Genomic DNA, 14,338 nt, shown 5'->3' on the forward strand with positions numbered 1-14,338 from the left:
AAATTGAATGCAGCTCAGCTGAGGAGTAGTCACAGTTTAGTGGTGTAAATACCCACCCCCATATTTACAGTTATTGGCACAAGTGTGGTTTTTGATACTTCGCAGTATTTAAGCTGTAACTACCCCCTAAAATAATACAGTTCAAACGTAGAATTTTCTCTAAACTCAGACAAAGAGGATTTTACCCATGAGCAAACGAATGACTGAAAGCCAAATTGTCGCTGTGCTAAAAAAGGCCGAAACTGGTATCTCAATTAAGGATTTGTGCCGAAAGCACAATATTGGAAATTCGACGCTTTATAAGTGGCGCTAAAAGTATGGCGGCATGGAAGCATCCGATGTTAAACGCCTGAAAGAATTAGAAGAAGAAAATCGTCGACTCAAGCAAATGTATGCGAATTTAACCCTCAAATCGCAATTACAGGAAGAGATTATAAAAAAAGCCGTAATCTCTGTTGCCGAGCGAAGAATCTGGGCGAAGAGCCTCCAGATCAAGCACCGCGTTAGCATCACAACCTGTTGCGATGTCCGCTGGCATCAGTAGAACAGCTTTTTATTATGAGCCACAGCCTGTAGACGACAGTGAAATCAGGGATGCGTGAATCAGCTCATTGAAAAACATTCTCGCTAAGGATTTCTCAAATGCTTCCATCGACTTCGCAAGCTAAAAAGACCTTGGAATCACAAGCGTGTTTATCGTGTTTATACCGATATGAAGTTGAATATCCGAAGTAAACGAAAACAACGTTTACCGCCAAGAAATCCTGCCCCACTAACGGTGCCCATCAGCATTGGAAAAACCTGGTCGATGGATTTTATGAGCGATGCACTGCATAACAAAACGCGTTTTCGCACTTTTAATGTTATCGACGATTTTAATCGTGAGGCACTTGGTCTTGATATTGGCACAGGAATACCAGCAAAAAGAGTCACCCGTTATCTTGATCAATTGGCGCTTGGCTCAGTTACCCGGATAAAGTCCGTGTCGACAACGGTCTTGAATTTACGTCAGGTGAATTTATGCAATGGGCTGAACGCACAAGTGATCATTGATTACATTAAACCGGGGTGCCCTTATCAAAATGCGTACATAGAACGTTTTAATCGAACTTATCGTAATGACATTTTGGATCTTTATTTGTTCAGAAATTTGGATGAAGTTTTTGAAATGACAGAAAACTGGCTCAAGCTCTACAATACCGAACGACCTCCTGATTCTTTAAATAATATGACTCCGGCAGAATACCGATTAGCGACCTGATTCTCTATGAGTGATTTGTATTAATAAGGGGGGATTTACAATGCATCGCCCGCTTCGAGGGCTGGACAAACTTTCCGTGGCTCGTTTTTCCGCTTTAAGCTACGCTAGCGTAAAAGTGCTCCACTCCAAATTTGCCGCATATGACGGTGTTAAGCTCTTAGGCAAGTCTATGATCCCGTCGAAGTATCAGTGGAAAAAATGGTCTTTACCCAGTAAGTATAGTGCGATTGGCTTGTTGCTAGCTTTTGTTTCTATGGGTGTTGCTATTTATGACCATTTGCCAAGTCTTGAAATAAATAAACTAGAAGCTTATGTCGAGAACACCAAGGCTTCCTCCGTAGATACTTCTGATATTACTGTTGCAGGATCTACATCTGAGACGCTTAATACATATAAAAGAGACGGAAAGGTTAAGTACGCACACCTGGATCTATCTTCTTTTCCTGAACTTGTAAGTTTTTTGCGTGCAGTAAACGATACACGCTTGGAATATCCACGGCGAGCGGTGGACATTGAGCTTCTCCAAGATTATCTAGATTCAGGGAATATCCGCATGACTGAATTCCTAGCGAAAGAAATAGTAACTAAACAGACTAATCTTGAGCACTTAAGAAAATGAGCCTAACAAATTGCTCAAGTGTACTCTGCCAGCAATCACTGGCTCCGCGGGACCGCCGCGTGGCGGCCCTTTAACGTTAGCGCACGGAGGCTATGTGCTTAGAAAAGCTCTGAAGATGATCGTCGTGCTCATTGGCCTGACAGGGATTATGTTTGTATGCACATCTTTCATAAGCTCGTGGACGTCTTTATTAAAAGCCAAGTCAGAACGGGCCTCTTATGATATTTCTGATCTTGGCGTGGGTCAGTATGTAATGCATGATTTCACTAGGGAAAGTCCTTGGGAAAGGAAGGTTCTTATTCCCAAAGTAAGTGAGTCGGAGTTAAAGGTCTACAGCCTACCAATCAGAGACAATAAATTTATCTTACCTAAGTATTGGTTTTGGTGGGGTTGGCATCTTTGCAATAAGTTGGGTCCTGAAAGTAACGATGGTTTGCACTTAAAAGACGGTGCAGTTATACGTTGCCTGGATGAAAATGCCTCGGAGGGCTATGGTCAATGGCAGCGGTCCATTGATGGTAAGTTCTCAAAGAGTTGGGTCCCGGATATTATCAAGTTCAAATATGAGATTGTTCAGGGTTGTCTCTATATCAATGCATAAAGTCCTAACAAGCAAAGGCAGCATCGCCCTTCGAGCAGGACGTGCTAATGCGCGCCGCTGCTTTGGACGTTAAATGTCTATGAGCATCGAGATAATATCAATAGAAGAAGTTGATCTACCCAATTATATGGAAACTGTCATTGGTGTGGAGAGGTGTGAAAGGGAAGCACCATTGTTAGCCAAGTTTAAAGTATCGGTTAGGTCTACCCCCCAAATTGAAGATCTATTCTTTGAGATTAGGAAGCAAGGAAATGGTAGCCCGTCTATTGATGAATACTACGAGGATCAGGTATTTAATGAAGTTCAGAAGTTAATCCCTAGCGATTTGAAACCTAAACTGAGAGCGAAGTATTCAAATGATATTTTAGGTTTTCTACAAATGGAGACATTCAAATTTTGGTCAGGTGAAAATGGCATATTTCCTGTGGCATTTAGTGAAAACATTTAACAACGCTATCAAAAATCGTTCCGTCCAAAAGACGGCCTTCACCGGACGCGCTAAGGCGCGCCGCAAAGTAAAGCATTAGCATGAGTCAAATATGAGATTATTTTTACTTCCATTAGTTATGTTTTCTTCCATTGCGGTTGCAGATCCACTTATGAATAAACTTGATGGATCTTGTGATGAAGTTGTTAATTCGTTCGAATATCAAGAACGGGGTGAGTAGGGTGGGACGATAAAGTTTTTGGGTTATGAAGGTTATGCACTAGTATTCTGTCAAGAATCCACCTTTATAAAATCAACCATTTTGTTCCAGCCAGAAACAAAAGAAGAGGCTTCATATCTCTTTAAGTCAATTAATCAAGAATTACAATTGAAATTTGGAAAAGCAGATAATCTATTAAGTCAAAAATACGCGGAATCATATTATATGACGTTTTTATTGGCTGGCAGTTCGGGTGTGGTTGGTACGCATGCAGCTGAATTATAGGGCTCTAAATACAATAATCTTGAACTTGCAATGAATCAGGTAGGTCGCAAATGGTCACTAGTAATTACTTATGGTAAACAATAATGCTAACAAGCGCATCTTGGTCGGCACACTATGTGCCCTGGGACCTTCACTCCGGCCCCAAATGCGGGCGTTAACTGCTACCATCGAATAAGAGGGGTGAGTTTGGAAAAGTACCTTGCTGTTTTTTTATTGTGTTTAATCGAGCACTCTATGGCTGGAGGGGTTTTTAGTGGCTTTCCTTCTGAAATAAAGACTGATGAAAAATATATCATCTACTCGCATGGCTTGATTGTCGAGGGGAGCAACGCCAGACCGGTGCATCCAAAATTTGGAGCGTATGAGTTTGATTTAATAAAAGACGCTTTAGTTATCGATGATGACTTTAATGTTATCGCAGAGCATCGACCTAGAAATACTGAAATCATTCCATACGCTAGAAAATTAGCTTCTTGGGTGAAAGAGTTAATCTCAGCAGGGGTTGAGCCTTCAAATATCACTCTTGTGGGCTTTTCAAGAGGAGGAGAGCTAACTGCTTTTGCTTCAAGTGAACTGGATGAGCTGAATATAAATACGGTACTGCTAGCAACATGTTGGCCTGGGTCAGTCCAAAGTAAACCTACAGTGGCCTTTGGAGGAAACTTCCTATCCGTATACGAAACTACTGATGAGGCTTTGTCTTGCAAGGAAATCGCCAGGAAAAGTAAGCGCCTAATTTCATTCAAGGAGATAAGTATTTCAACTGGGAAGGGACATGGCGCGTTTTTCAAACCTTTAGAAGGATGGGTTGCCCCTGTTAGGCAATGGATTGAGTCCAAGGCAGTTAACAAACCATTATAGCAGACAAACCGCTGAATTTGGCGTTACACTCTGAGAAAGCAGTATGAATAGAATACTTATTTTTTAGCCATGGGAGTGTCAATGTTAGGTTTTGGAAGAGATAAAAGTGTAATCGAGGTTAAATTCTACGAAGGAAAGAGCGAGACTCCTTTCGCGGCTTCGAATGTACCAATTGAGCAACTGCCTGACACTTTTGAAATCGATACAACTATGCACTTAGGTGAGGATGACTGGAGGGTCTTAGAGGCTGAACCAGCCGAAAAAACTAAATTCAGGAAAATTGGCAAGTTAAACCTGTATTTGGCCAAAAGCAAGATAACTCAAATGGATCCAAATGAGTTACTTTATAGTTTACCCACTATAAACAACGATATTGCAGGCGTTGAGAACGCCGAATCACTAGAAAATATTGCAGTTTTCCATGAAGACGATTGGAGGCAGTTTGAGTTTGTGGTGAGAAGCTATGAATCAACTATTGATGAAGAGCTGGGTCACATAAAGAATATATATGAAAATCAAAGGAAAGGAGTTGGCTTTAAGAAGTTACACCTTCGAGAAAAAATTGTAAAACCACTAGAGAGTAACCCACTAACTCTTAATATGTTAGAGGAGTCCTTTGAAATTGCTAAAAAATACGAAGGTGTGGCCTTTAATAATGCAGCAGCAACGATTGTTGGTGGTTTTGCTATGCAAACTGAATCTGGTTGGGTGCTATGGGGCCAAGTTAATGAGTCAGGTAAAATCGTAGCGTTGAATATCGGCCAAACAAAAGAATCTAATATAGCTGGAATAGCAGATAAGATCGATAAATTCACAGAAAAACATGGTCTATATCTAATTGATTGGCCGAGGTTGTTTTGGTCTGGGCCAGAAAAATTAAATTTCTTGGCGTATGGTGAGTAATGCATAACAAGACTTTTAATACGCATTCCAGCTGCTTCTCAGCTTCCATTAGACTCTCAATGCTGCGCAATAAAGCGACGTTATGGCGCAGGGCAAGATTTGGCTAAGGGAACTAGATAAGTGAGAAAGTGAAAGCAGCCTGGAGTTGCCCGTTATCTCAGTTCATCATCGGTGGAGTACAAGCGAATATTGGGTAGGGACGTCGACCTAGTTGATATACAAGAACTAACGTTGAGTTCAGCGCCATAACAAAGCGTTTAAGACAGATTCACAACGCTGGGCATTTTCGATTTGAATTGACTTAAGTGTTTACGGCACAATGGTTTAGGTTGGTTGTTCGCGTTGCTCACCACTTAACGCAGTGTTATGGCTTTACGGGTATTTATGGATAAATCGAAATCGATTGAAGAACTAACAGGGAACGTTTTCAGCTCTCCAGAGCTACAGTCCTCTCTATCTACAAAGTGTTTTTCTCTTGTTAAAACACCTGTTGCTGACTTAAATGTTGAAAACTTACGAATGCTAATCGGGCAAGGAATTGCGCTAGAGTTTCTTATTCCCCTTGCACTAGACCTACTAGAAAGCGACCCGCTGGTAAGCGGTGACTTTTACCGTGGTGACCTTTTGGAAAACGTGGTTAATGTTCCTGAAAGCTTCTGGAATCAGCACCCTGAACTCAATAATCGTCTCGTCGAAGTCAGAATTGAATTTGAAGGTGTTTTTAGCACAATGTCTAAAAACATATGGTCGTCACTACAGCACTTCGAGTTTAAAAATGAGCCATAAGGCGGTCAAGTTCACTCCGCCACTGCGCAGGACGCCAAAAGCCCCGCTTTTTGCGCCCCTTACTACGGCGTTATGTGTAACTTGTGATCATGTTTCGTGCCATTAAGATAATAAATTCAAGGAACAAGAAGAATATCAGGTTTGTTGCATCTGGTTCATATCAGATAGAGTTCTTTGAAAACAATAGATCTCAATACTTTACAATCTACCGGTTCAACTATGGCGGTGAAGGTGCTTCCCAGTATTATCTAATCAACCTCAACAACTCGGAAATCACTCAAATCTCCAAGACAGAGGTTCAAATAGTTCAAGGAGCAAGCATTTATAAATTACATACAAGAGAAAGTGACAATAAGACGTCCGTCTATATTACTCGTTATTTATGGGGTTGGTTGCCACTTGGCAGGTTTGGCGTTAAAGCTAGTCAAGCTGGCTTATCATTGCTAAAGTCAAGCATTGAACAATATTTAAATGATTTGGAAGTATAAAACACATAACAAATACATCAAAAATCGCTTCACTACGTTGCGCTGGACGTCGCTGGCGCTTCGGCTTGTATGTCACCGTTATACAGGGGGAACAAAGATGGAAAATTATTTCGTTTATATTAGCGTCGCAATGGCAACTATTTTATTGCCAGGCCCAGCAGTAATGTTAACTATAGGAACCTCTGATTAACTCATCCATGATTTAATCAGAGGACAGAAGTTGAAAATGCGATTTCCAATTTCTTCACAATTTCAATCACTTACCGTTCTTGAAATTGGCGACACATCCTTGTGTCGCGAGAAACTCTAGGTTAATCAGAGTTTCCTATAAGTAACTCTATCCAAAGAGGGCTTTCTAAATCTTTTGCTGGGATTCTTGGTATTGCTTTGGCAATTCTACTGGTTGCATTTGTGTCTGCCACTAGCCTAGGAATTGTTTTGGCAACCTCTGCACTTGCATTTAACGTAATAAAAATTGCTGGCGCTGCGTATTTGATTTATTTAGGCATCAAGATGTTTTTTAAAAAAGTCACGAATGAGGCCGTAATCAAAAAGCAAGAGACTTCCCATGTCAAATGTTTTATTGAAGGCTTTTTAGTTTCCGTATCTAATCCCAAAGCAGTAATCTTCTTTATGTCTATATTCCCACAATTTATTGACATGTCTAAGGAATATGTTCCGCAATTTTTTCTATTAGCTGCTACGTTTAGTGTTTTGGTGGTAGTAATTCATACTCTGTATGCTGTTTTTTCGTCTTTCGCCAGATCAAAGCTATCGTCTAAAAATGCAAACTCTATTCTTAATAAAGTAAGTGGCGGGGTTTTTATTGGCTTTGGTATTGGTCTTGCCGCCTCAAGCAAGTAGGTATAACAAAACAATCAAGCGGATGGCTTTTAAGTCGCACTTTTGCCATTCTGCTTCACTTCATTTTATGTCAAAAGTGTAAATTAAAAACCACCATTTATGGCAGTGTTATACGTCCTCTTTGTATTATTCTTTGCGAGTTTAACTGTCGCGTTATTATTGAAATTCGTCCTTCTTTGTAGCTGAAGCCTATGTAAACTAAAGCGTTGAGCGGCTAACGTGGTAACTTATATTTTTGTATTTTACGGTTTGAAAATTAATCGCGTTTGTTCTTCAAAGTCTACGTGAATTTGTGTTGAATTTTTGGCCAGCATTTTAAACATCAGGTAAAAGCGCGGCTTTTTTGGACTCGCCACCGCTTGGCTGGATGTTTAGTGGGGCGCTAGGGAAACTATGAAAATTCGAGCAATAGCTATTATCGTTACATCGTTGCTTTTATGTGGCTGTCCACCTAAAGGTGCAATGTTAAAACAACAAAATATCCAGCGCATTGATGCTGGTTTAGGCGTGGATGGCACATCAAAAATATTGGCCAGCGACGAAGAGGTTGATCAGTTCGCACTCGAAATTGAAAACTTTTTAAAAAGCGAAGGCTTTGAACTACTTAATTCAAGCATATCTTGGGGGTTGCAACCGCTTACTGGGCACACAAAAAATTTAGGTTTAAGATATCCTGGTACTAACGCAATATATTGCTACGTTAAAGTCTCAAAAAAAGAATTGCAGATTAAATTCGTTGAAATTGAGAAACAACCACAATCAAATGAATATGCAACTACTGCCAATGATCTATTAGTGGTAAATGAAACAATTATTGCATTAACGGAGCTGGCAAAACTAAAATTCAAAGGGCGCTATGTCCGTGTTTCTAAATTTGAACGTGCAAAAAAGCCTTAACAAAATAATTTATTTGACATCAATACGCTGCGCTTCTTTTGTCAAATTATTGTGGCCTCAGAACTAACGCGAAATCGTGGCAGCTAATTTTTAGTGAAAGTTAGGTTTACGTTGTGCAGTTTTGTTCTTCGTGGTTTAAATTGGATAATTGAGTAATAGAAGGTAAGGTGGCTTATGTATTTGGTGGTGCGCCTTTGGGGCTGCTAAATATTTATTTTCGTGGTTGTTCTAACAAGCTGCTGTTATTCGTTTCGACCACAAAATGTGATCTCTATCGGACGCGCTAACGTGCGCTCCAGACTACGGTGTTATATTTATTAGGAGATGCAAGTGTTTATAGCTGTCTACGAGTTTGAAGTTATAGAAGGGAAAGAAGAAGTTTTTAGGCAATATTGGTTAAAGACGACGCAGGGTATTTACCAAGAGTGCGGGAGTCTCGGTTCGAGGTTACATAAAACGAATAAACTCAATATTTATGTGGGGTATGCTCAGTGGCCGAGTAAAGAAATATGGAACAACGGAAACCTAACTGGCGAAGACTATCTTGCGGCTCGAAATGAGATGAGAAAATGTCTCGTTTCGTCAAAAACAATTTACGAGATGGAAGTCACTGATGACTATCTACAATCAGTTGAGTTTAAAGCATAACCAATCAAGCGCGTATTTGCCGCAAACAAGTCTTGTTTCAAGTTAACTTTAACCTATCAGCAACATAAGAGATTTCCTCTTTTAGGTAGGCGCGCGAAAGATTCACATTCAGAACATTTAAGATGGACTGCAAGCACCTGGTGGTTTTGATTAAAATTGGTTTGTGTGTTTACGCTGGTTATTTTGAGTTTAGTGGTGTTTGCGTACACTTGGCTTAGCGTTATATGCCTTTCTTTGTATATTCTTGGTGAGTTTAATCATTGCTTTGTCATTATTTCGTCATTCTTGGTGACTGAAACTTCGGTAAGCTAAAACACAGAATAGGGGTTAACGTGGTAACCATTATTCTGTGTTTTTACAATCTTAAAATTAATCTCGTTCTTTCTTCATATTCTGCGTTAAATTGTGTTAGATTTTTTTTGGTTTATCAGCCGGTATTTTAAAGTGGTAGATTCATCAATGTTGGTGATGGTTGTTTGTATTTCAAACCTATAACGAGCTGCTAAAACATCAGGTAAAAACACGTTTTTTACTTTGGATTCGCCACTGTGCGGCTCGCTGTTTAGCGGGTCGTTAGTCTTACGAGAGAAATTTAATGCTTCATATGTTTCATCGAATATCCGCATGCTTTATTTGCGGATTTATTGTGGTCCACATATGCAATCATTTGTTTGCGTTGGGAGGAGTAGACACTCATATTGCCGTGATGGATGTTTTGAGGCAGGTCTATCGCCAACAACTTGTGGAGATAGTGCTGCTTGGATGTGTGACATTTCAGGTCGGCTCAGGATTGCTGTTCATTAAGCGTCGTTGGGGACAGAGAAAAGGCTTCTTTGAGCGGTTACAGGCCATTTCTGGCGGATATCTAGCGTTCTTTCTCGTTAACCATGTTGGGGCTGTGCTTTTTGGCAGGGCTCAACTTGATCTTGATACCAATTTCTATTTTGCAGCAGCAGGAATATATGTGGATCCGTTTCAGTTTTATTTTATTCCGTATTATTTTCTTGCTGTTGTGGCGGTGTTTTGTCATGTGGCGTGTGCGGCTCATTGGTTGTTGCAGGGACGACTATCGCTACAAGCGCGAGATCTAGCTGGTTACTCAATTATTTTTGTTGGTGTCTTGGTATCGTTCCTAATCATGCTGGCTTTCTCTGGTGGTCTATTTCCCGTGGAAATTCCCAGCGAATACAGGGCAACGTATGGCGGCGCATAAGCCTAACAATACGTTGCTGGCGGCTTTGACCCTAAATGCATCCCTTTCAATAAAACGGGTTATATTAATTTTAAGAGGCAATTACCAGCAGGTGCTTTTGTGCACGGTTTTCATTATTTAATCAATAGTGTGCTCGTATTTCCTTTTTTATCCTGATTATAAAAACGAGACAGAACCTGGCGGTAGGTCGGTTTAAGATTCAGCAATATTATTAAAAATTATCTTGTTTGCTTACCGCAAGATAATTGCCACACACTGAGGAATTGAATGGTGTTGCAGTAAAAATATTATTTTTAAATCTTATCGTAAGATTCAATTCCTCACTTCACAACGGGTGTTAATCTTGTGTGTTGCTATCCAAAAGAGATCGTTGAAATATTCAGGCTGATAATTTTAATTTTTCAGAAATAAGGCTTAATTGATAACGAGCTGTTCGCTATTGATGGTTGTAAAGTGTCCTCATTAATTCTTACAAAATTATTTTCTAACCTCAGCCTGATAAATTTTCAAAAGCATTGCCTAGGTAAAGTTAATTGTTAAGAAATTTGATTGGTTTTTTAATTTTATTAAAACTTACTTTTGTTTTAAAGGGCTGTTGTTTGTGATTTTATGGCTGTTTTCATTTGTTTTTTAAATGACTGCTCTCTTACGGGACCTGTCTTGGTCGCTGTGTGCGTTTCGATCATTTATTGGTACTTAGTTATTTGCAGCTAATAGATTTGTTCTTATTGTTCTCTTATTTCAATGTTTTCTCTGTAATTTACGAGATTTAAGTCCGTTGATCTGATTCTTCTAATTTGTGCGTAATTTCTTAGGGTTGTGGTATTGTTTTCGTTCAATGTTCTTTTAACTCTACGACCTACTTAAATTACGCGCATTATGTCTCTCGATTTTTTCAACTTTTATTCCGATACGCCGTTAGAGGATGTTTCCTGGGCAAGTGCGAAATCTTCAGGTGTGGGCGTGTGGTTAAAGCGCGAGGATTTGGTGCATTCTGACTGTTCGGGCAATAAATGGTACAAGTTGCTTGAGAATATTCGCGCATTTTATTGTGACGATTTAGAAGGAGTTGCCTCATTTGGTGGAGGGTTTTCAAATCATCTTCACGCTTTAGCGCACGTAGGGCATCTACTTTCTGTGCCAACGGTTGGTTTTGTACGGGGTAATTACGGTGCTGAACTAACACCTACGTTAAAAGATTGTAAATCTTTGGGAATGAATTTGGTTTTTTTGGATAAATCTCGTTGGCAGGAGCGTGATACAGACAAATTTGCACTAGAATTTCAACAAGATTTCCCGCGTTATGTATTAATTCCAGAAGGTGGTGCAAATACGCTGGCCGTTAAAGGTTGTCAGCTTATTGGTCAATCCATTGATCGGCAGGTAAGCACGATGCCGATATTTCCGCAACCGACCAAGATTTTTGTGGCGTGTGGAACAGGGGCTACACTTGCGGGTTTGGTGTCGGGTTTGCCTAAACATCGTTATGAAGTCACTGGCATTAGTGTTCTTAAAGGCGTTGATACGCTGACTTCATTTGTTGATCAACTGTTGGTAAATGTGGGCGCTGAGCAGGTTCCTAGCTGGAAAATCCTCTTTGATTATCATTGTGGCGGTTATGCCAAGGTCTCAAAAGCACTTTTGTCGTTTATAGATGATTTTGAACGCCAATTTCCTGTCTTGCTTGATCCTGTATACACGGCTAAAGTGTTGTTCGCTATTAACGCAATGATTGATCAAGGTCTAATCAAAGCCGGCGAAAATGTTATTGCGGTTCACACTGGTGGAATCCAAGGGCGGCGCGGATTTAAACATTTCGATAAGATGGCGACTTTTTAAGGGACAGCACCGTTTTTGTGTTGGTTAATTTAGTCAGTTTTGGTTAGTTATTAACGCTGGCAAAACACATTAAAGCGTTTGTGGCGCTACAGGGTATGAACAGAAAAATCGATGGCCTTCACTCATTTGTGCCGCTTCAGGGCATTCCTCAGCAGCACTTAGAGTTCTTATTGGATAAAGCCAGTAGTTATTTTGTGCTAAAGGGCGCTTCCGTCGAAACTGACCAGTTTGGTTCTGAGGTCATCGTTTATTTATATTCGGGTGAAGTTGAAATTACCTACCCAAACGGTGAGTTGCAAAATGTAAACGCTAATACCAATTTATTGCCATTAGCCTACCAAGCTCAATCTACCGTTAAGTTAACCGCGGTTAGCGATTCTGAATTATTGATCTTTCCAGTTGACGATCTTCGTAAACAGCTGTGCTGGAGCCAGATGGCTGAGTTCCAGCGTGTGCAGATTGCCGGTGATCCTACCCGCGATGAAGATGCCGAGTGGATTAATTTTATTCTAGATTCAAATCTATTTTTTAAAGTTCCACCCACCAATGTTGCCGATATTTTTTCAAAACTTACTCCAAAAGTGGTTAGTGCCGGCGATGTGATTGTTCGTCAAGGTGAAATTGGCAATGCGTGCTTTTTTATAAAAGAAGGCCGTGCTCGTGTTGATATTTATGATCCAATGACACAAATTTCGGCGACGGTTGCGGAAATTGCCGCGGGACGTTGCTTTGGTGAGGACGCCTTGGTTAATAAAACCAAGCGTAATGCAACGGTTACTATGATCGAAAATGGCGTATTAATGTGTTTAGCTAAAGATGACTTTCTACCTCTGATGGAAGAAGAATCGTCACCTAAGGTTGAATTAAAGTATTTGTTGCCTCTTATTCGCGGTCTATCGGAGGCCAAATCTGCTGAAGAAAGCACTAAAATACTGGTTGATGTCAGAACCTCACCCGAGTATGAAGTGAGCCATTTGCGTAATGCGGTCAATATTTCTTTAGATTTATTGCCATTGCACTTACCACGTTTAGACACCAGTGCAGAATATGTCTTTTACTCCGACACAGGATTTAGAAGCGATGCGGCTGCGCTGGTATTGTCTAAGCTTGGCTATAAAGCCATGTCGTTAGCCGGGGGATTTAAAAAAGTACTGTCGAAGTGCTTGGTCAATCCCGAATGGCAAAAACTAATTTCTGATCAATCGTATTGGTTGAGAGGCGGTCAAGTAGTGGCGGACCAATCGTCAGCAACAATAAAATAGCGTGATATCTTCACATTCTGTGGGTTATCCATTGTGCTGATAATAATTTGAATTGGGCGCGCGTAGGTTGCGAAATGTTGTTGAATTTCAGTCACTAAGTTTTCTTTATTGTTCGAATCTAACCGATGGCGGTTGTTGAACTCGGTTAGCTGATCTTGTGCCACCGGTACAGTTAACCACTCATCTCTGCACAAAGTTCGCGCTGCAAAGCTGTTGTTTAATAGCTGTGGTAGATGGCTTTGTGCAATCCAATACCCAAATTCGTTGTTGGTGTTTATTGCTTTGGGCAGGTGTTTATTGATTTCTTCTTTAGGATGTTTTGTTACCCAGTGTGGGAGATACAGCACGCCTTTTACTAAAAACTGCTGCGCAAATTCACCACGATCAAACCCTAGATTTTTAATTGTTTGCTCGCTCTCTTGTTGTTTGGTTAGTGTGAGTTGGTTTGAGAAGAGCTTATTAATTTTTAAATCTAAACGGTCTTTTCGATTGGGGCCAACCCACGCTTTTTGCTCGTTTAATTGTTCGAGTTGATTAACATCGGCGAGATAAAATTTAACGGCGGTTTCTAGGTGTATTGATTGGTTATTTAATGAATCATGAAATAAGAAGTCAATTTCGCCTAATGTTCTTTTGTGTTTACCGAACGTTTTAATTTGTACGCCGTGATTTAGGTTAGTAATTGCCGGTTTGGGTGAGCTTTGGCTTAAATGTTTTAAACAGAAAAAAATAAGTTGCTCAAAGGTTTTACCCAAACGATTGTGATTTTTAAGAGAAGTAATTGAGTCATCGAGAAATAGCGTACGGGTAAGTTCGGTTAAGATATCTTCATTGATGGGGTAGCAAAACGGTTGCGCATCATCTGTAACCCATTCCGTTAAAAGGTTAGGTGAAGTAAGGCTCCAAATAAGTTGTTTAATTCTAAGTTGTAGCATGTATGACGACCGTTTTTATTTAACCTAAACTTCAGGTTGGATGAAATTTATACCTTTCGAGTGCTTTTTTGCCGGAAAAATAGGATATTTCACACAATAATGATCGTTATGTCATGTCTTGATGCGATTGCTGGTCCTAAAAACTGGGCTTTTAATTCCTTTGCTGTAAAATCGGTTCCTGTGGTGGAATGGGCTTGTTTGACAGGTGTAGTTAATGTCAATGAATTTA

General features: G+C 40.2%; 14 protein-coding genes and 1 pseudogene. 14 read left to right on the plus strand and 1 reads right to left on the minus strand.

The genetic code is table 11. From position 1 onward, the window contains the following. Positions 1-187 precede the first annotated feature (187 nt). The 14 genes and pseudogenes from ACYQ28_RS16085 (at position 188) to ACYQ28_RS16150 (ending at position 13,174) form a co-directional block, all read left to right on the plus strand. Positions 188-1,261, plus strand: a pseudogene (locus tag ACYQ28_RS16085) (IS3 family transposase). Between the two features lie 40 nt (positions 1,262-1,301). Beyond that, complete coding sequence (locus ACYQ28_RS16090; RefSeq protein WP_460051738.1) at positions 1,302-1,880, plus strand: hypothetical protein; 579 nt, start codon at positions 1,302-1,304, stop codon at positions 1,878-1,880. A gap of 94 nt (positions 1,881-1,974) precedes the next feature. After that, the gene (locus tag ACYQ28_RS16095) at positions 1,975-2,481 is read left to right on the plus strand and encodes a hypothetical protein (RefSeq protein WP_460051739.1); all 507 of its coding nucleotides are present in this window, start codon (positions 1,975-1,977) and stop codon (positions 2,479-2,481) included. 73 nt (positions 2,482-2,554) lie between these two features. Next, a complete protein-coding gene (locus tag ACYQ28_RS16100) occupies positions 2,555-2,929 on the plus strand; it encodes a hypothetical protein (protein ID WP_460051741.1) in 375 nt (124 codons plus the stop codon). A gap of 238 nt (positions 2,930-3,167) precedes the next feature. Beyond that, entirely contained in the window at positions 3,168-3,413 is a 246-nt protein-coding gene (locus ACYQ28_RS16105) for a hypothetical protein (protein WP_460051742.1), read from the plus strand. Positions 3,414-3,599: 186 nt separating this feature from the next. Then, a complete protein-coding gene (locus ACYQ28_RS16110; protein WP_460051744.1) occupies positions 3,600-4,274 on the plus strand; it encodes a hypothetical protein in 675 nt (224 codons plus the stop codon). A gap of 81 nt (positions 4,275-4,355) precedes the next feature. Then, on the plus strand, positions 4,356-5,177 hold the full coding sequence (locus ACYQ28_RS16115) for a hypothetical protein (protein WP_460051746.1): 822 nt from the start codon (positions 4,356-4,358) through the stop codon (positions 5,175-5,177). A gap of 384 nt (positions 5,178-5,561) precedes the next feature. Beyond that, entirely contained in the window at positions 5,562-5,963 is a 402-nt protein-coding gene (locus tag ACYQ28_RS16120) for a contact-dependent growth inhibition system immunity protein (protein WP_460051747.1), read from the plus strand. Between the two features lie 827 nt (positions 5,964-6,790). Next, a complete protein-coding gene (locus ACYQ28_RS16125; protein WP_460051822.1) occupies positions 6,791-7,315 on the plus strand; it encodes a LysE family translocator in 525 nt (174 codons plus the stop codon). 393 nt (positions 7,316-7,708) lie between these two features. Then, a complete protein-coding gene (locus tag ACYQ28_RS16130) occupies positions 7,709-8,212 on the plus strand; it encodes a hypothetical protein (protein WP_460051749.1) in 504 nt (167 codons plus the stop codon). A 330-nt stretch (positions 8,213-8,542) separates the two neighbouring features. Continuing rightward, positions 8,543-8,860 (plus strand): antibiotic biosynthesis monooxygenase family protein, encoded by a 318-nt coding sequence (locus ACYQ28_RS16135; RefSeq protein ID WP_460051751.1) that lies wholly within the window; start codon positions 8,543-8,545, stop codon positions 8,858-8,860. Positions 8,861-9,455: 595 nt separating this feature from the next. Beyond that, on the plus strand, positions 9,456-10,073 hold the full coding sequence (locus tag ACYQ28_RS16140; RefSeq protein ID WP_460051753.1) for a hypothetical protein: 618 nt from the start codon (positions 9,456-9,458) through the stop codon (positions 10,071-10,073). 879 nt (positions 10,074-10,952) lie between these two features. Beyond that, positions 10,953-11,912 carry a 1-aminocyclopropane-1-carboxylate deaminase/D-cysteine desulfhydrase gene (locus tag ACYQ28_RS16145; protein WP_460051754.1) on the plus strand — a complete coding sequence of 320 codons (960 nt, stop codon included), beginning with the start codon at positions 10,953-10,955 and terminating at the stop codon, positions 11,910-11,912. A 95-nt stretch (positions 11,913-12,007) separates the two neighbouring features. Beyond that, entirely contained in the window at positions 12,008-13,174 is a 1,167-nt protein-coding gene (locus ACYQ28_RS16150; RefSeq protein WP_460051756.1) for a cyclic nucleotide-binding domain-containing protein, read from the plus strand. Here ACYQ28_RS16150 and ACYQ28_RS16155 read toward each other — a convergent pair. Next, complete coding sequence (locus ACYQ28_RS16155) at positions 13,135-14,109, minus strand: DUF1853 family protein (protein ID WP_460051757.1); 975 nt, start codon at positions 14,107-14,109, stop codon at positions 13,135-13,137. The genes ACYQ28_RS16150 and ACYQ28_RS16155 overlap by 40 nt on opposite strands. Positions 14,110-14,338: the final 229 nt, after the last annotated feature.

It is taken from the genome of Sessilibacter sp. MAH1 (genome assembly GCF_054658315.1).

Excerpts from the sequence above, each read along its gene's own strand:
- ACYQ28_RS16090 (WP_460051738.1), top strand. The coding sequence starts at position 1,302 with ATGCATCGCCCGCTTCGAGGGCTGGACAAACTTTCCGTGGCTCGTTTT.
- ACYQ28_RS16100 (WP_460051741.1), top strand. The coding sequence starts at position 2,555 with ATGTCTATGAGCATCGAGATAATATCAATAGAAGAAGTTGATCTACCC.
- ACYQ28_RS16115 (WP_460051746.1), top strand. The coding sequence starts at position 4,356 with ATGTTAGGTTTTGGAAGAGATAAAAGTGTAATCGAGGTTAAATTCTAC.
- ACYQ28_RS16120 (WP_460051747.1), top strand. The coding sequence starts at position 5,562 with ATGGATAAATCGAAATCGATTGAAGAACTAACAGGGAACGTTTTCAGC.
- ACYQ28_RS16130 (WP_460051749.1), top strand. The coding sequence starts at position 7,709 with ATGAAAATTCGAGCAATAGCTATTATCGTTACATCGTTGCTTTTATGT.
- ACYQ28_RS16140 (WP_460051753.1), top strand. The coding sequence starts at position 9,456 with ATGCTTCATATGTTTCATCGAATATCCGCATGCTTTATTTGCGGATTT.
- ACYQ28_RS16145 (WP_460051754.1), top strand. The coding sequence starts at position 10,953 with ATGTCTCTCGATTTTTTCAACTTTTATTCCGATACGCCGTTAGAGGAT.
- ACYQ28_RS16150 (WP_460051756.1), top strand. The coding sequence starts at position 12,008 with ATGAACAGAAAAATCGATGGCCTTCACTCATTTGTGCCGCTTCAGGGC.
- ACYQ28_RS16155 (WP_460051757.1), bottom strand. The coding sequence starts at position 14,109 with ATGCTACAACTTAGAATTAAACAACTTATTTGGAGCCTTACTTCACCT.